Here is a 16,088-nt window from a genome sequence, read left to right as displayed (position 1 = left end):
TGCGACCGTCTCCGCGATCGACGCCGATCAGACGCTGTAGTAGAGATCGAACTCGATCGGGTGCGTCGTCATCCGCAGCTGCTGCACGTCCTCGCGCTTGAGGTCGATGTAGCCGTCGATGGAATCGTCGGTGAACACGCCGCCGACCTTGAGGAACTCACGGTCCTTGTCGAGCGCGTCCAGGGCCTCTTCCAGCGAGAACGCGACCTTGTCGATCTCGGCCTCTTCCTCGGGCGGCAGATCGTAGAGGTCCTTGTCCATGGCATCGCCGGGATGGATCTTGTTCTGAATGCCGTCAAGGCCGGCCATCAGCATCGCGGCAAAGCACAGATACGGGTTGGCGGTGCTGTCCGGGAAGCGCAGCTCGATCCGCCGGGCCTTGGGATTGGCCACCCAGGGGATGCGCACCGACGCCGAGCGGTTACGGGCCGAGTAGGCCAGCAGCACCGGCGCCTCAAAGCCGGGGACCAGACGCTTGTAGCTGTTGGTCGAGGCGTTGGCGAAGGCGTTGATGGCCTTGGCGTGCTTGATCAGGCCACCGATGTAGTAGAGCGCCGTCTCGGACAGGCCGCCGTACTGATCGCCGGCAAACAGCATCTCGCCGGTCTTGCCGATGGACTGATGGACGTGCATGCCGCTGCCGTTGTCACCCACGACCGGCTTGGGCATGAACGTCGCGGTCTTGCCGTAGGCCGCGGCCACGTTGTGCACCACATACTTGAGGGTCTGCACCTCGTCGGCCTTTTTCACCAGGGTATTGAAGCCGACACCGATCTCGCACTGCCCGGCGGTGGCCACCTCATGATGGTGCACCTCGGTGGTCATGCCCACTTCGGTCAGGCACTCGAGCATGGCCGAGCGCATGTCGTGGAGGCTGTCCACCGGCGGGACCGGGAAGTAGCCGCCCTTCACGCCCGGGCGATGGCCCATGTTGCCGTCGGGATAGACCTTCTCAGTGTTCCAGTCGGCTTCCTCGGAGTCGATCCTGTAGAAAGAGCCGCTCATGTTGGTGCCGTAGCGCACGTCATCAAACACGAAGAACTCGTTCTCGGGCCCGAAGTAGGCCACATCACCGATGCCGGTGGACTGCAGATACGCCTCGGCGCGCTGGGCGATGGAGCGCGGATCCCGACCATAGCCCTGCATGGTGTTGGGCTCGATGATCTGGCAGACCAGCGTCAGGGTCATGTCGTCGAAGAACGGGTCGAGCATGGCGGTATCGGCATCGGGCATGAGGATCATGTCCGACTCGTTGATGCCCTTCCAGCCATCGATTGACGAGCCGTCGAACATCTTCCCCTCGGTGAAGAGATCGGCATCCACGGCGTGGGCCGGCAGCGTCACGTGCTGCTGCTTGCCCTTGGGGTCGGTGAAACGCAGATCCACGAAGCGGACCTCGTTGTCCTTGATCATTGCAAGAACGTCGTCGGCGGTGTGAGCCATCGTTCGGCCTCCAGTCATGTTCATTGAAAAGTCCCACGGGGATAAGCATTTTCCGTGCCAACCCGCCGAAGTGCACCAAAACGGGCCCTGCCGTGACCGATTCCGGGCATCATCCGGGTGCATGCACCACCTTAACGCGTTTGGTGGTGCAAACGCACCAATACCGTGCATCAGGCGCCGGCGGGCTGCCTGACAGGGATGGCGCGGGCGGGCTATACTTTCCGCTTTCGCCGCTTTGCTGGAGAGCATCGATGACGTTTCAGGCGCTGATTCTCGCGCTGCAGAAGTACTGGGCCGACCGGGGCTGCGTCCTCATGCAGCCGCTCGACATGGAGGTGGGCGCGGGCACCTTCCACCCCGCGACCTTCCTGCGGGCCATCGGCCCCGAGCCGTGGCGCGCCGCCTACGTCCAGCCCTCCCGCCGGCCCACCGACGGCCGCTATGGCGAAAACCCCAACCGCCTGCAGCACTACTACCAGTTCCAGGTGGTGCTCAAGCCCTCGCCCAAGGATATCCAGGAGCAGTATCTGGGCTCGCTCGAGGCACTGGGCCTCGACCCCCTGGTCCACGACATCCGCTTTGTCGAGGACAACTGGGAGTCCCCCACGCTGGGCGCCTGGGGCCTGGGCTGGGAGGTGTGGCTCAACGGCATGGAGATCACCCAGTTCACCTACTTCCAGCAGGCCGGCGGCCTCGACTGCCGGCCGGTGATGGGCGAGATCACCTACGGGCTGGAGCGCATCGCCATGTACCTCCAGGAGGTGGAGAGCGTCTTCGATCTGGTCTGGAGCGAGGGCGTGGACGGACCGGTGACCTATGGCGATGTCTACCTGCAGAACGAGCGCGAGCAGTCGCGGTACAACTTCGAGGAGGCCGATGTCGAAAGCCTTTTCCAGGCCTTCGACACCCACGAGCGCGAGGCGCTGCGCCTGGTGGAGCAGGGTCTCGCGCTGCCGGCCTATGAAATGACCATGAAGGCCTCGCATGCCTTCAACCTGCTCGACGCCCGCCACGCCATTTCGGTGACCGAGCGTCAGGGCTACATCCTGCGCGTGCGCACCCTCGCCCGGGCCTCGGCCCAGGCCTATTACGATTCGCGGGAGGCACTCGGCTTTCCGCTATGCCGCGACACCGGGTCGGATCGGAGCGTGGCATGAGCGGGGCAACGGCGACGCTGCTTTTTGAGCTGGGCATGGAAGAGCTCCCGCCCGGCGCCCTCGATACCTTGAGTGACCGCCTGGCCGAGGCGTTGGCCGATGGCCTGGACCGGGCCGGGGTCAGCCACGGCGAGGTCCGCGCCTTGGGCGCACCGCGACGGCTGGCGGTGCAGATCGAGGCGGTGGCCCGGCGCCAGCCCGATCGCGACTTCGAGCGGCGCGGCCCGGCGCGGGCGGTGGCCTTTGATGAAACGGGGGCCCCCACCCGCGCGGCGGAGGGGTTCGCCCGATCCTGCGGGGTGGACGTCGATCAGCTCGAGACCCTTGAGACCGACGAAGGCGCCTGGCTGGTCCACCGTGGCACCGAAACGGGGCGGGATACCGACGCGCTGCTGCCGGCGCTGATCGACCATGCCCTCACCCAGCTGCCCATTCCCAAGCGCATGCGCTGGGGGGATCAGAGCAGCGAATTCGTGCGCCCGGTGCACTGGGTGGTGCTGATGCTCGATCAGGCCGTGGTACCGACGGAAGTCTTCGGTGTCGCCAGCGGCCGCGACAGCCGCGGCCATCGTTTCCATCACCCCGGCCCGGTCAGGCTGGCCGATGCCGGCGACTACACCGCCGCCATGCGCGCGGCCCATGTACTGGTCGATCGCACCGACCGGCGCGATCACATCCTTGAGGGTGTCCGGGCCGAGGGCGAGGCAATCGGCGGCCATGCGGTCATCGACACCGAGCTGCTGGATGAGGTGAATGCCCTGGTGGAATGGCCGGTGGTGCTGTCGGGCAGTTTCGACGAGGCCTTCCTGCGGGTCCCGCCCGAGGCGCTGATCTCGAGCATGCAGGGCCACCAGCGCTACTTCCCGGTGCGTGACGCGGAGGGGCATCTGCTGCCGCGGTTCATCACCGTCGCCAACATCGACAGCCGTGATCCGGCACGGGTCATCGCCGGCAATGAGCGGGTGATCCGGCCACGGCTCGCGGATGCGGCGTTTTTCTGGGATCAGGATCGGGCCCGGACGCTGGAATCGCGCCTCCCCGCCCTGGAACAGGTGGTGTTCCAGAAGCAGCTCGGCAGCATCGCGGAGAAGTCCGCCCGGGTGGCGGCGCTGGCGGCTCGGTACGCCGAGCGCTTCGAGACCGACGCCCATCAGGCCCAGCGTGCCGCCCGGCTGGCCAAGGCCGATCTGCTGACCGAAATGGTCGACGAATTCCCCGAGCTGCAGGGCGTGATGGGACGCTATTACGCCCGCGAAGACGGCGAGCCGGCAGCCGTGGCGGCGGCGCTGGATGAGATCTATCAACCGCGCTTTGCCGCCGACGCCGTGGCCGCCTCGCCGCTGGGGCGGCTGCTGGCGGTGGCGGAACGCGCCGACACGCTGGTGGGCATCTTCGCCATCGGCAAGGTGCCCACCGGCGCCAAGGACCCCTTCGCGCTGCGGCGCGCCGCCGTGGGTCTGCTGCGCAGCCTCATTGAGGGCGAACATGCCATCGACCTGGCGGCGCTTTTTCAGGCCGCGGCGGCGCAGCAGCCAGCGGCGCTGGCCGCGGCCGAGCAGGTCGAGCCGCTGGTGGAGTTCTGCCTCGAGCGGCTGCGCGGGGTCTACCAGGAAGCGGGTTACGGCGCCGAGCTGTTCGAGGCGGTGCGCTCGGTACGCGCCCCCGGAACACTGACGCCGGTGGATTTCGACCGCCGCCTGCGGGCCTGCCATGACTTTGCCCGACTGCCCGCGGCCGGCAGCCTGGCAGCGGCCAACAAGCGGATCCGCAATATCCTGCGCAAGGCCGGGTCTGAAATCCCGGCGACGGTGGACAAGACACGACTGTATGAACCGGCGGAGCAGGCATTGGAGAGCGCCCTGGAGTCGCGGACCCCGGCAGTGGAGGCCCTCATCCAGCGCGGCGCCTACAGCGAGGCACTGGCGCAGCTGGCGGAGCTGCGCGAGCCCGTTGACCGGTTTTTTGACCAGGTCATGGTGATGAGCGACGACCCGGCCATTCAGGCCAACCGTCTGGCCCTGCTGCAGCGGCTCCAGGACCAGTTCCTGGCGATCGCCGATGTCTCGGCCCTGCCGGAGTCGGCTTGAGCCGTGCGCCCGCACTGCGTCCTGCTGGATCGCGACGGCGTCATCAACCACGATTCCGACGCCTACATCCTTGGCGTCGATGAGTGGGAGCCCCTTCCCGGCAGCCTGGCGGCCATCGCCCGGCTGACCCGGGCGGGCATTCCGGTGGCGGTCTGCACCAATCAATCGGCCCGCGCCCGGGGGCTGATCTCGGCCGCCGGCCTGGCCGCCATCCACCGGCGCATGACCGCAGCCATCGAGACCGCCGGCGGCCAGCTCGCCGGGGTCTTTGTCTGCCCCCACGGACCGACGGACGACTGCGACTGCCGTAAGCCCGCGCCGGGGCTGCTCCATCAGGCCCTTGAGGCCCTCGGCTGCGCGCCCGAGAAAGCGCTGTTCATCGGGGACAGCCGCCGCGATCTGGACGCCGCACGCGGGGCCGGGGTGACGGCCTGGCTGGTGCGCACGGGCAATGGCCGCCGGACCGAGGCCGATGGCGGGACAGCGGTGCCGGTATACGACGATCTGGCGGCGGCGGTGGAGGCGCTGCTCCAATGACGGCGCCGGCTGGCGGCGCGGTGGGTCGGGGCAGTCTCATCCGGGGCGTCCTGTTCCGGATCGGCCTCACGATCACCGTCATCCTCTGGGCGCTGATCAGCCTGCCAAGCTTTCCCCTGCCACTGCGCTGGCGCTACTGGTGGATCACCCGCTGGTGCGCCATCGTCGCGGTTATGGTTCGCTATATCGGCGGAATCCGTATAGAAATCAATGGCCTGGAGAACCGATCGGCTTCCCCGGGGGTCATCATGGCCAAGCACCAGAGCGCCTGGGAAACCCTCAATCTGCTGCCCTGGTTCTACCCGCAGAGCTGGGTGCTCAAGCGCGAACTGCTCAGGATCCCGGTGTTTGGCTGGGGGCTGGCACGGCTTGATCCCATCGCCATCGACCGGCGTGCCACCCGCGAGTCACTGCGTCAGGTCGTGCGTCAGGGCACTGAAAAGCTCCGCCAGGGGCGCTGGGTGGTGATTTTTCCGGAAGGGACACGGGTGGCGCCGGGTGAGCGGGGCCGATATCAGCAGGGCGGCGCGCTGCTGGCGTGTCAGGCCGGCGTCGATGTGACACCCATCGCCCACAATGCCGGCGAGCACTGGCCGAGAAAGGGATGGCGGATGAACCCCGGCATCATTCAGGTGGAGATCGGCCCCCGCATCCCGACCGCCGGGCGGACGCCGGCGGCCGTCAATCGTGATGCCGAGGCCTGGATCGAGTCGGCAATGCAGCGGCTGAGCGCGTCTAGACGTCCAGGTTACTGACCTGGAGGGCGTTTTTCTCGATGAATGCCCGCCGGGGCTCAACATGGTCGCCCATCAGGGTAGTGAAGATGTCATCGGCGCCCACCACATCCTCAATCCTCACCTGCAACAGGCGACGGGTCTCCGGGTCCATGGTGGTTTCCCAGAGCTGATCGGGATTCATCTCACCCAGCCCCTTGTAGCGCTGCACGGACAGGCCGCGGCGGCCCTCCTCCATCAGCCACTCCACGGCCTGCCGGAAGTCGCTGACGGACTCACTGCGCTCGCCCCGACGGATTTCCGCCCCTTCGCCGATCAGGGTTTCCAGTGCTTCAGCCAGACGGCGGATGCTTTCGTATTCCCGCGACAGGAAGAATGCCGCCGGGAATGAGTATGGATAGAGGATGCCGTGCATGCGCTTGGTGATGACCGCATCCTGAAAACCGCCATCCGGACCGGTCTGTACCTTGACCCGATACTCGGTGCCGGTGGGGAGACCCTGGTTGATCTGCTCGCCCAGTGCGTCGAACCAGCCCTGCAATGCCTCGCCATCGCGCAGGCTGTCTTCGTTGAGCGGCGGCCGGTCGACCATGGCGCGCAGGATCACCGGATCCGAGCGCCGCCCCAGGTGGTCGATCATTTCCATGGTATCCAGATACTGGCGGATCAACCGCTCCAGCGCTTCGGGACCGATGACCGGTGCATCCGATGACGGCAGCAGACTGGCACCGGAGAGTGACAGCTGCAGCAGATAGTTGGTGAGCTCACGCTCGTCCTTGACGTAGTGCTCCTGCTTGCCGCGGCGGACCTTGTAGAGCGGCGGCTGGGCGATATAGACGTGGCCCCGCTCCACCAGCGCCGACATCTGCCGGTAGAAAAACGTCAGCAGCAGCGTGCGGATGTGCGAGCCGTCGACGTCGGCGTCGGTCATGATGATGATGCGGTGGTAGCGGAGCTTTTCGGGATCGAATTCCTCGCGACCGATACCGCAACCCAGGGCCGTGATGAGGGTGCCCACTTCGGCGGAGGACAGCATCTTGTCGAACCGCGCCTTCTCGACGTTCAGGATCTTGCCCTTAAGGGGCAGGATCGCCTGGGTCCGCCGGTCGCGCCCCTGCTTGGCGGAGCCGCCGGCGGAGTCACCCTCCACCAGATAGAGCTCGGACTGCGCGGGATCCTTTTCCTGACAGTCGGCGAGCTTGCCCGGCAGGCCCGCTACATCCAGCGCCCCCTTGCGGCGGGTCATCTCGCGGGCCTTGCGCGCCGCATCGCGCGCCCGGGAGGCATCAATCACCTTCTCGACAATGGCGCGGGCGTCATTGGGGTTCTCGTAGAGGAAGGCATGGAGCGCCTCGGACAGGCTGGACTCGACGACGCCCTTGACCTCGGAGGACACCAATTTTTCCTTGGTCTGGGACGAGAACTTGGGATCCGGCACCTTCACCGAGATCACCGCGGTCAGCCCCTCGCGGATATCATCACCACTGGGCGTGACCTTGAGCTTTTTACTGAAGCCCTCGGTCTCCATGTACTGGTTGAGCGTGCGGGTCAGAGCCGCCCTGAACCCGGCCATGTGGCTGCCGCCATCCTTCTGCGGGATGTTGTTGGTGAAGCAGAAGATCGCCTCCTGATAGGAGTCGCTCCACTGCATGGCCACTTCCACCAGGATGTCGTCGCGGTAGGTGCTCAGAAAGAACACCGACGGGTGCAGTGGCGTCTTGTTCTTGTTCAGGTGCTCAACAAAGGCACGGATCCCACCGGCGTATTCAAACGCGTCCTCGCGCTCGCTCTGCTCGTCCTTGAGGACGATGCGCACGCCGGGGTTGAGGAACGAGAGCTCGCGGAACCGCTTCGCCAGGATGTCGTAATTGAAGTCGATATTGGTGAAGACTTCCGGACTCGGATGAAAGGTGATCCGGGTGCCGGTCTCTTCCGTTTCGCCCGCCACCTTGAGCGGGGCCACGGGTTCGCCGGCGCTGTATTCCTGCATGTACAGCTTGCCGTTCTTGTTCACCACCAGTCGCAGGTGATCCGACAGCGCATTGACCACCGAGACACCAACGCCATGCAGCCCACCGGAGACCTTGTACGAATTATTGTCGAACTTACCGCCGGCATGCAGCACGGTCATGATGACCTCGGCGGCCGACCGGCCCTCCTCCGGGTGGATATCCACCGGCACACCGCGTCCGTTGTCCTTGACGGACACCGAATCATCGCCATGCAGAATGACCTCGATCTCGGAGCAATGCCCGGCCAGCGCCTCGTCGACGGCGTTGTCCACCACCTCGAAAACCATGTGATGGAGGCCGGTCCCGTCATCGGTATCGCCGATATACATCCCGGGCCGCTTGCGCACGGCATCCAGCCCACGAAGCACCTTGATCTGGGAAGAATCGTATTCGCTGTTTGCGCTCATCGGATGACCTTTTCGAACAAGGGACCAAGTATAACCGATATCGGCCGGCAACAGGCGAATAGGGACTAACCGCCCGTCGCCTCCACCCGGCCCTGTTCCACGTGGAACCATCGGGCATGCCCCCCCACCGGCAGCAGATCCCCCTCGATGGCCGTGAGGAAAACCTGAGCCCCACCCGCTTCAAGGCGGCGGACCAGATCGGCCCGGTGCGACCGATCGAGCTCCGCCGGCAGATCGTCCACCAGCAACAGCGGCCGCTGAGTGGCCTGCGCCGTCCAATGGTCGGCCAGCGCGACCTTGATCGCCGCCACCAACAGCTTCTGCTGTCCTCGACTGAGATAACTGGTCGCCTCGACGCCATCCGCCGTCACCCGAAACTCCGCCCGATGCGGACCGTGCAGACTGAACCCTTGGGCCAGCTCCTGATCCCGGGACGCCGCCAGGATGGCGTCGAGCGCCTCACCTGCCCGCCAGCCCGTCCGGTAACGCCAGTCCAGGGTCGCGTCAGGCAACCACTGCCGCGCGATTTCGAGCGCATTGGGAAGCACGGCTTGCAGAAACCGCTGTCGCCGGGCATCAACGGCGGTGGCGGCGGCCGCCATCTCCGGCTCCCAGGCCTGTGCCAGACGACGATCCCCCGCCCTGAGCGCCACATTGCGCTGGCGCAGGGCGCGCTGATAACGCCGCCACTCTTCCCGATAAGCAGGTTCCACGTGGAACACTCCCCAGTTCAGGAAGGCACGACGCGTCGCCGGGCCATCGGTCAGGAGCCGCTGCGCCTCGGTGTTGAGCACCTGAAGGGGCAGCAGCCAGGCCGATTCAGAGAGTGCCGTCACGTCCCGCCCATTCAGCCGGACCCGGGTTTCACCCGAACGGTGCTGAACACCCAGCCGGTGAAGCTGCCCGCCAGCCTGCACCCGTCCACTGACCAGCGCCTCGGACTCGCCGCTGCGGATCAGCCGGGCAGTTCGGTGGGTGATGAAGCTGCGTGAGCGCGCCAGAAAATGGATCGCTTCCAGCAGGCTGGTCTTACCGGCGGCATTCGCCCCCTGAAAGATATTCAGTCGCGGATCCGGGTCAATGGATCCCGCGACCAGATGGCGGACGGCCTGCCAGCGACAGTGGGTGAGACCGTCCACACCCCCTGACCCGTCCATCCCTACAGGCGCATCGGCATGACGACGTAGCGGGCATCGCGCAGGGTCTCGCCGAGAATGAGGGCGCTGCTGTTGGCGTCCCGCACGTACAGCTGAACCGTGTTTTCATCGATCGCCGCCAGCGCGTCGAGCATGTAACTGGCGTTGAAGCCGATTTCCATGGCCTCACCGTTGAACGAGGCGGGGACCTGCTCCTCGGCTTCTTCCTGCTCGGGGTTATTGGACTGTATGCGCAGCTGATCGGCCTCAAACCCAAACCGCACGCCCCGATACTTCTCGTTGGACAGGATCGATGCGCGGACCAGTGCCTTGCGCAGTGTCTCGCGATCAACCACTGCAAAGCTGCCTTCCTCGGCAGGGATGACCCGCTGATAGTCCGGGAAGCGCCCATCGATCAGCTTTGAGGTAAACCGGATGCCGGAGAGCGTCACCTGGATATGGCCGGGGCCCAGATCCAGTTCCACCGGTTCCTCGTCATCGTCCAGCAGCCGCAGCATCTCCTGGATGCCCTTGCGCGGCACGATCACCTGGGTGGTCTCGACGGCATCCTCCGTGGACGGCACCGCCGCAAGCGCCAGGCGATGGCCATCGGTGGCCACCGCCCGCAGCTGCCGGGGCTCAAGCTCAAGCAGCAGTCCGTTCAGGTAGTAACGCACATCCTGCAGCGCCATGGCGAAGTGGCTTTTCTCAATCAGCCACTTGAGCTGCGACTGCGGCAGCGAGAATCGCTGCGCCGGCTCCACATCATCGGCGGTGGGGAAGTCTTCTGCCGGCAGTGTCGCCAGAGAAAACCGGCTCGGCCCCGCCTTGACCACGATCCGCTCCTGCTCCTGGCGCAGATTGACCACGGCATCATCCGGCAGATTGCGGACAATGTCCATCAGCTTACGTGCCGGCACCGTAACCTGCCCGGGCTGACCGCCTTCAAGCGGTGTGTCGGTCTTCAGCTCGACTTCGAGATCAGTCGCTGTCAGGCAGAGCCGATCGTCAGTCTTCTCAATGAGCACGTTGGCAAGGATTGGCAGCGTCTGGCGCCTTTCGACAACGCCGATGATCGCCTGCAGCGGCCGAAGAAGGGTTGCCCGTTCAATCTGGAATTCCATGGCTGGTCTCGTTGTTCTCTTATTACAAGAGTGTGTATTAAAGACTGTTGTAGTGACAAGGCCGGCCCAGTGCCTTGGATAACCGTCTCAGGTTACTGATTGATAACACTTTTTATCGAATCACATCCTGTTCATTAAAGCCGCTGAGACGGGGATGGAAGCTGCATAACCTGTGGACAGAATGGGGCCTCTTTTTTGTTAACCGGTTATCCACATCATGATGACAGGGTTCTCGACAGGTTGTGATAGTCCTCATCAAACCGGGCGTCCGATTCGCGGAGTGACTGCACCTTGCGGCAGGCATGCAGCACCGTGGTGTGATCACGGCCGCCAAAGGCATCACCGATTTCCGGCAGGCTGTGGCTGGTCAGCTCCTTGGCGAGCGCCATGGCCATCTGCCGGGGTCGGGCGATGGAGCGGCTGCGCCGTTTGGAGAGCAGATCCGAGACACGCACCTTGTAGTACTCCGCCACGGTCTTCTGGATGTTCTCGGTGGTCACGAGCTTGTCCTGCAACGCCAGCAAGTCGCGCAGGGCCGACTTGGCAAAGTCCACGGTGATCGGCTCGCCGGTGAAATGCGCATTGGCCATGACCCGGCGCAGGGCGCCCTCGAGCTCACGGATGTTGGAGCGGATCCGCTTGGCGATGAAAAACGCCACCTCAGGGGGCATGTCGATGCCGGCCTGATCGGCTTTGCTCAGCAGGATCGCGACCCGGGTCTCAAGCTCGGGCGGGTCGATGGCAATGGTCAGCCCCCAGCCAAAGCGCGACTTCAGGCGTTCCTCGAGACCGTTGATCTCCTTGGGATAGCGATCGCAGCTCATCACCACCTGCTGATGGCCTTCGAGCAGCGCATTGAAGGTATGGAAGAACTCCTCCTGCGAGCGCTCCTTGCCGGCAAAGAACTGGATATCGTCGATGAGCAGCGCGTCGACCCCGCGGTAGTGGCGCTTGAACTCGTTGATGGCGTTGTGCTGCAGGGCCTTGATCATGTCGGCGACGAAGCGCTCGGAGTGCAGATACAGCACCCGTGCATCGGGCCGGCCGTTCATCAGTGCATTGCCGATGGCGTGCATCAGATGGGTCTTGCCCAGGCCGACACCGCCGTAGATGAACAGCGGGTTGTAGGCCTGACCCGGGTTGTCCACCACCTGCAGGCTCGCCGCCCGGGCCAGCTGGTTGGATTTGCCCTCGACAAAGGTGTCGAAGGTGAAGTCGCGGTTCAGGTTGGCATTGTGCGGCGTCGAGGCGGGCGCGCTGGTGCGGGCCCGGGACTCGCGCTCATCGCTCGCCGCCACCCGGGGGGCCGTGGGCTGGGCGCCGATGCTCATGATCAGCTGGGGCGGTGAGTCGGGGTACTGACCGGCGAGCAGTTCCTCGATGCGGGTCGAGAAATGCTCGCGCACCCAGTCGAGGACAAATCGGTTGGGCGCGTACAGACGCAGCTGATTGCCCTGCTCCTCGGCCTGCAGGGGCCGGATCCAGGTGTTCAGCTGTTGGTCGGGGAGTTCTTTCTCCAGCCGCTGCAGGCAGCCCTTCCAGAGTGATTCGGACAAGAATGCGCTTCCTTCAAGATCGTCGCGGGTCGCGATCGAGTCTATCGTCTGGCCTGATCCTGTACCAGCAGCGCTGCGTCGACGGCCCGCCGCGGCAATTGACAGGCCGCTGGCCGCGACAGTACATTTCACGGCTGTTTATCTGCTAACCACTTTGATAAGGCGGTCCCGTCATGAAGCGGACGTTTCAACCCAGTGTGATCAAGCGCAAGCGCAATCATGGTTTTCGCGCCCGGATGGCGACCCGGAACGGGCGCAAGGTGCTTGCACGGCGTCGGGCCAAGGGACGCGCACGGCTGACGCCCTGACGTTGGATCCGGCGACGGCGGGCAGCGAGCGGTTTCCCCGCGCTGCGCGGCTGACGCGGTCCCGTGACTTCCGGGCCGTGTTCGCCGATGCCCGTCGCCACGGCGACCGCCATTTCACCGTGCTCGTGGGACACGGCGGCGCAGACACTGCGCGCCTCGGGCTGGCGGTTTCAAAGCGCGCGGCGCCACGGTCGGTGGACCGGAGCCGACTGAAGCGACTGATTCGAGAGCGGTTCCGCCACCATCTCGCCCGGCTGCCCGCGGTGGATGTGGTGGTGATGGTTCGACCGGTGGCGCGGCAATGCGACAATCCGGTCCTGATCCGGTCACTCGATAAACTCTGGCAACGGATATCCGGTCCATGCGAATCATCCTGATCGGCCTGCTTCGCGCCTATCGCACCGTCATCAGTCCGCTGTTCGGCCCTTGTTGCCGGTTCCATCCGACCTGCTCGTGCTATGCCATCGAAGCGGTCGAGCGCCACGGCGCACTGCGCGGCAGCTACTACGCGATCCGGCGGGTCCTGCGCTGCAATCCCTTCCACCCCGGCGGCGTCGATCCGGTTCCGGGCAGTGAAACCACGAGTCGTCACTCATGATGGACAACCAACGCCTTTTTCTGGTCGGGGCGCTCGCCCTCGTCCTGTTGCTGATCTGGACCACCTGGCAGCGCGATTACAGCACCCCGCCGCCGCAGGCCGAGTCCACCGAGGCGGCTTCCGATTCCAGCGCACCCGCCCCGGCCGCCGAGGCACCCGAGGCCGCTGCGGATCCGCAACCGGCGGATGCTCCCGCCCGCGAGCCCGGCGCGGAGGGGGATGACCCGACGCGCACTGACGGCGACGTGATCCGGGTCGAGACCGATACCCTGCTGGTACAGATTCCGCTGCAGGGCGGCAACATCGTTCAGGCCCGCCTGCCCCGGCATTCCGTATCCGAGGACAACCCCGCGCCGTATACCCTGCTGAGCCCCAATGATCCGCTGTTCATGGCCCAGAGCGGTCTGGTCAGTGATGAGGGCAGCGCGCCTGACCACCGGGCCCGGTGGAGCGCGGGCGCCGAGCGCTATGTCCTCGAGGACGGTCAGGACCGCCTCGAAGTGCCGCTGACCTGGAGTAACGGCGACGGCGTTGAGGTGATGCGGACGTACATCTTCGAGCGGGACAGCTATGTCGTGCGCATGGTCCAGAGCGTGGAGAACACCAGCGATACGCCGTGGCGGGCCTATCAGTACAACCAGCTGCGCCGCTCCTCGGAAACCGAGGGCCCGGGGTTTCTGGGCGCGGCGAGCTACACCGGCGGGGTGATCTACAGCCCGTCGGAGAAGTACGAGAAGATCAGCTTCGGCGACATGGAAGACAGCAACCTGTCGCGCGACATTGACAACGGCTGGCTGGCCATGATCCAGCACTACTTTCTGGCGTCCTGGGTGCCACCGCGCGATCGTGAACTGCGTTATTACAGCCGCTTCGAAAATGGCGAGTATGTGCTGGGTCAGAGCTCGTCCTGGCAGACCGCCGAACCCGGCGAAACCGTGTCCTTCGAAAACCGCCTGTTCGCCGGTCCCAAGGAGCAGAGCCGCCTGGACGCCGTCGCGGAGGGCCTGGAGCTGACCGTCGACTATGGCTGGCTGACGATCATCTCCAAACCGCTGTTCATCGCGCTCAGCTGGATCCACGGCGTGGTGGGCAACTGGGGCTGGTCGATCATCCTGCTGACCCTCGGCATCAAGCTGGTGTTCTACAAGCTCTCCGAAACCAGCTATCGCTCGATGGCGCGCATGCGCAAGCTCCAGCCCGAGATGCAGAAGCTGCGCGAGCGCTACTCCGAAGACCGTCAGCAGATGAACCAGGAGCTCATGCAGCTCTATAAAAAGGAGAAGGTGAACCCGCTGGGCGGCTGTCTGCCCATCCTCATCCAGATCCCTGTGTTCATCGCCTTGTACTGGGTTTTGCTGGAGAGTGTCGAGCTGCGCCAGGCGCCATGGATCCTCTGGATCCAGGATCTGTCGGTGCGTGATCCGTTCTACGTGCTGCCGCTGCTGATGGGCGCGTCGATGTTCCTGCAGCAGAAGCTCAACCCGGCGCCCATGGATCCGATCCAGCAGAAGATCATGATGGGACTGCCCTTCGTGTTCACGATCTTCTTCATGTTCTTCCCGGCCGGGCTGGTGCTCTACTGGGTGACCAACAACAGCCTGTCGATCCTGCAGCAGTGGTTCATCACCCGCCAGATCGAGGCGGGCGACAAGAAGGCGAATGCCTGACGGGACCATCTGTGCGGTGGCGACGCCGCCGGGTCGCGGTGGCATTGGTGTGGTGCGGCTCTCGGGGCCCGATAGCGCGGCGCTGACCGAGGCGGTGGCCGGCCCGCTGCCGGCGCCCCGGCGGGCGAGCATGCGGCGGTTTGCCGGGGAGGACGGGGCCGCCATCGACGAGGGGCTGGTGCTCTGGTTTCCCGGCCCGCAGTCGTTCACCGGCGAGGACGTGGCCGAGCTCCATGGCCACGGTGGCCCGGTGGTCATGGACCGGCTCCTGCAACGCCTGCTGGGCCTAGGCGCCCGGCTGGCGACGCCGGGGGAGTTCAGCCACCGCGCCTACCTGAACGGCCGCATCGACCTGACCCGGGCCGAGGCCATCGCCGATCTGATCGAGGCGGGCAGCGAGTCCGCGGCCCGGGCCGCCATGCGCTCGCTGCAGGGCGAGTTCGCCGCGACCATCGACGCCCTGGTGCAGCGTCTGACCGACCTGCGGGTGCATCTGGAGGCCGGCATCGACTTTGCCGACGAGCCCCTCGAGGGGCTGGCGCTGCAGGACGTCACCCGCCAGGTGGAAGCGGTCGCCGCCGAAGTGGCCTCGACCCGTCGCGCGGCCAACCGCGGGCAGCAGCTCCAGGAAGGCCTGAGCGTGGTGATCGCGGGCCGGCCGAACGCCGGCAAGTCGAGTCTGCTCAATGCCCTCGCCGGCCGCGACGCGGCCATCGTGACCGACCTCGCCGGGACCACCCGGGATGTGCTCGAATCGTACCTGCATATCGATGGCCTGCCGCTGCGGGTGCTGGATACCGCCGGCCTGCGCGAAGGCGGCGATGTGGTGGAGCAGGAGGGCGTGCGGCGCGCCCGCCGGGCGATGGCGGCGGCCGACCGCATCCTGATGGTGGTGGACGACAGCGATGCGGGCGATGACCCCGCGCTGCCCGCGGAATGGCCCGATCATGTCGCGGTGACCACCGTTTACAACAAGATCGATCGCAGCGGTCGGGCCGCCGGCGGGTCGGCGGCGGGCCTCGCCGTCTCGGCGCTGACCGGCGAGGGCATGGAAGCGCTGCGCGATCACCTGCGTGCCTGTCTGGGCGCGGATGACACTGAGGCGGTTTTCATCGCCCGGCGGCGGCATCTGCAGTCGCTGGACGCCGCCGCCGGGCACATCGACGAAGCCCTCACGGCGGCCCGGGCCGGCGCGGGGGAAGAACTGATCGCCGAGTCGCTGGCCGCGGCGCAGGCGTCGCTGGGCGAGATCACCGGGGCAGTGACCACCGAGGACCTGCTGGGCCGGATCTTCTCGACCTTCTGTATCGGTAAATAACGGG

Annotated in this window: 14 protein-coding genes; 9 read left to right on the top strand and 5 right to left on the bottom strand. The window is 65.7% G+C overall.

What is annotated here, in order from left to right; genetic code table 11:
• Nucleotides 1-27: 27 nt before the first annotated feature.
• A complete protein-coding gene (gene glnA, locus FPL11_RS01065; protein ID WP_144346875.1) occupies nt 28-1,443 on the bottom strand; it encodes a glutamate--ammonia ligase in 1,416 nt (471 codons plus the stop codon).
• A gap of 251 nt (nt 1,444-1,694) precedes the next feature.
• Between glnA and glyQ the strand changes: the two genes are divergently transcribed.
• From glyQ to FPL11_RS01045, 4 genes are read left to right on the top strand one after another with little or no spacing between them, the layout of a single operon-like run.
• The gene (glyQ, locus tag FPL11_RS01060; protein WP_144346874.1) at nt 1,695-2,600 is read left to right on the top strand and encodes a glycine--tRNA ligase subunit alpha; all 906 of its coding nucleotides are present in this window, start codon (nt 1,695-1,697) and stop codon (nt 2,598-2,600) included.
• Nucleotides 2,597-4,687, top strand: a complete 2,091-nt coding sequence (glyS, locus tag FPL11_RS01055) for a glycine--tRNA ligase subunit beta (RefSeq protein WP_144346873.1) — start codon at nt 2,597-2,599, stop codon at nt 4,685-4,687. Before glyQ ends, glyS begins: the two co-directional genes overlap by 4 nt.
• 3 nt (nt 4,688-4,690) lie before the next feature.
• A complete protein-coding gene (gene gmhB / locus FPL11_RS01050; RefSeq protein WP_144346872.1) occupies nt 4,691-5,224 on the top strand; it encodes a D-glycero-beta-D-manno-heptose 1,7-bisphosphate 7-phosphatase in 534 nt (177 codons plus the stop codon).
• A complete protein-coding gene (locus tag FPL11_RS01045; protein WP_144346871.1) occupies nt 5,221-5,979 on the top strand; it encodes a lysophospholipid acyltransferase family protein in 759 nt (252 codons plus the stop codon). Before gmhB ends, FPL11_RS01045 begins: the two co-directional genes overlap by 4 nt.
• Here the strand turns inward: FPL11_RS01045 and gyrB are convergent.
• From gyrB to dnaA, 4 genes are all read right to left on the bottom strand, one after another.
• Nucleotides 5,960-8,377: a DNA topoisomerase (ATP-hydrolyzing) subunit B gene (gene gyrB / locus FPL11_RS01040; protein ID WP_144346870.1), complete on the bottom strand. Its 2,418-nt coding sequence runs from the start codon at nt 8,375-8,377 to the stop codon at nt 5,960-5,962. The genes FPL11_RS01045 and gyrB overlap by 20 nt on opposite strands.
• Nucleotides 8,378-8,442: 65 nt before the next feature.
• Complete coding sequence (recF, locus tag FPL11_RS01035) at nt 8,443-9,534, bottom strand: DNA replication/repair protein RecF (protein ID WP_144346869.1); 1,092 nt, start codon at nt 9,532-9,534, stop codon at nt 8,443-8,445.
• Nucleotides 9,535-9,536: 2 nt separating this feature from the next.
• Complete coding sequence (gene dnaN / locus FPL11_RS01030) at nt 9,537-10,637, bottom strand: DNA polymerase III subunit beta (protein ID WP_144346868.1); 1,101 nt, start codon at nt 10,635-10,637, stop codon at nt 9,537-9,539.
• Nucleotides 10,638-10,852: 215 nt separating this feature from the next.
• Nucleotides 10,853-12,193, bottom strand: coding sequence for a chromosomal replication initiator protein DnaA (dnaA, locus tag FPL11_RS01025; protein WP_144346867.1), 1,341 nt, complete (start codon nt 12,191-12,193; stop codon nt 10,853-10,855).
• Nucleotides 12,194-12,366: 173 nt separating this feature from the next.
• Here dnaA and rpmH point away from each other — a divergent pair, with 173 nt between their 5' ends.
• The 5 genes from rpmH to mnmE are packed head-to-tail and all read left to right on the top strand — an operon-like array spanning nt 12,367 to nt 16,084.
• Nucleotides 12,367-12,501, top strand: a complete 135-nt coding sequence (gene rpmH, locus FPL11_RS01020; protein WP_023368428.1) for a 50S ribosomal protein L34 — start codon at nt 12,367-12,369, stop codon at nt 12,499-12,501.
• 2 nt (nt 12,502-12,503) lie between these two features.
• Nucleotides 12,504-12,878 (top strand): ribonuclease P protein component, encoded by a 375-nt coding sequence (rnpA, locus tag FPL11_RS01015; protein ID WP_144346866.1) that lies wholly within the window; start codon nt 12,504-12,506, stop codon nt 12,876-12,878.
• Nucleotides 12,863-13,099: a membrane protein insertion efficiency factor YidD gene (gene yidD / locus FPL11_RS01010; protein WP_069133826.1), complete on the top strand. Its 237-nt coding sequence runs from the start codon at nt 12,863-12,865 to the stop codon at nt 13,097-13,099. The genes rnpA and yidD overlap by 16 nt, the downstream gene beginning before the upstream one ends.
• Entirely contained in the window at nt 13,096-14,766 is a 1,671-nt protein-coding gene (gene yidC, locus FPL11_RS01005; protein ID WP_327437328.1) for a membrane protein insertase YidC, read from the top strand. The genes yidD and yidC overlap by 4 nt, the downstream gene beginning before the upstream one ends.
• On the top strand, nt 14,759-16,084 hold the full coding sequence (gene mnmE, locus FPL11_RS01000) for a tRNA uridine-5-carboxymethylaminomethyl(34) synthesis GTPase MnmE (RefSeq protein WP_144346865.1): 1,326 nt from the start codon (nt 14,759-14,761) through the stop codon (nt 16,082-16,084). The genes yidC and mnmE overlap by 8 nt, the downstream gene beginning before the upstream one ends.
• The last annotated feature ends 4 nt before the right edge of the window (nt 16,085-16,088 follow it).

The sequence above is a fragment of the Spiribacter aquaticus genome, from assembly GCF_007625215.1.
Lineage (GTDB): Bacteria > Pseudomonadota > Gammaproteobacteria > Nitrococcales > Nitrococcaceae > Spiribacter > Spiribacter roseus.
Note: the sequence above shows the minus strand (reverse complement) of the source record. Positions and strands in the feature narration are given on the sequence as shown.

What these genes read in the sequence shown, in the direction of transcription:
- glnA (WP_144346875.1), bottom strand. Translation starts at nt 1,443, where the DNA reads ATGGCTCACACCGCCGACGACGTTCTTGCAATGATCAAGGACAACGAG.
- glyQ (WP_144346874.1), top strand. Translation starts at nt 1,695, where the DNA reads ATGACGTTTCAGGCGCTGATTCTCGCGCTGCAGAAGTACTGGGCCGAC.
- glyS (WP_144346873.1), top strand. Translation starts at nt 2,597, where the DNA reads ATGAGCGGGGCAACGGCGACGCTGCTTTTTGAGCTGGGCATGGAAGAG.
- FPL11_RS01045 (WP_144346871.1), top strand. Translation starts at nt 5,221, where the DNA reads ATGACGGCGCCGGCTGGCGGCGCGGTGGGTCGGGGCAGTCTCATCCGG.
- gyrB (WP_144346870.1), bottom strand. Translation starts at nt 8,377, where the DNA reads ATGAGCGCAAACAGCGAATACGATTCTTCCCAGATCAAGGTGCTTCGT.
- recF (WP_144346869.1), bottom strand. Translation starts at nt 9,534, where the DNA reads ATGGACGGGTCAGGGGGTGTGGACGGTCTCACCCACTGTCGCTGGCAG.
- dnaN (WP_144346868.1), bottom strand. Translation starts at nt 10,637, where the DNA reads ATGGAATTCCAGATTGAACGGGCAACCCTTCTTCGGCCGCTGCAGGCG.
- rpmH (WP_023368428.1), top strand. Translation starts at nt 12,367, where the DNA reads ATGAAGCGGACGTTTCAACCCAGTGTGATCAAGCGCAAGCGCAATCAT.
- yidD (WP_069133826.1), top strand. Translation starts at nt 12,863, where the DNA reads ATGCGAATCATCCTGATCGGCCTGCTTCGCGCCTATCGCACCGTCATC.
- yidC (WP_327437328.1), top strand. Translation starts at nt 13,096, where the DNA reads ATGATGGACAACCAACGCCTTTTTCTGGTCGGGGCGCTCGCCCTCGTC.
- mnmE (WP_144346865.1), top strand. Translation starts at nt 14,759, where the DNA reads ATGCCTGACGGGACCATCTGTGCGGTGGCGACGCCGCCGGGTCGCGGT.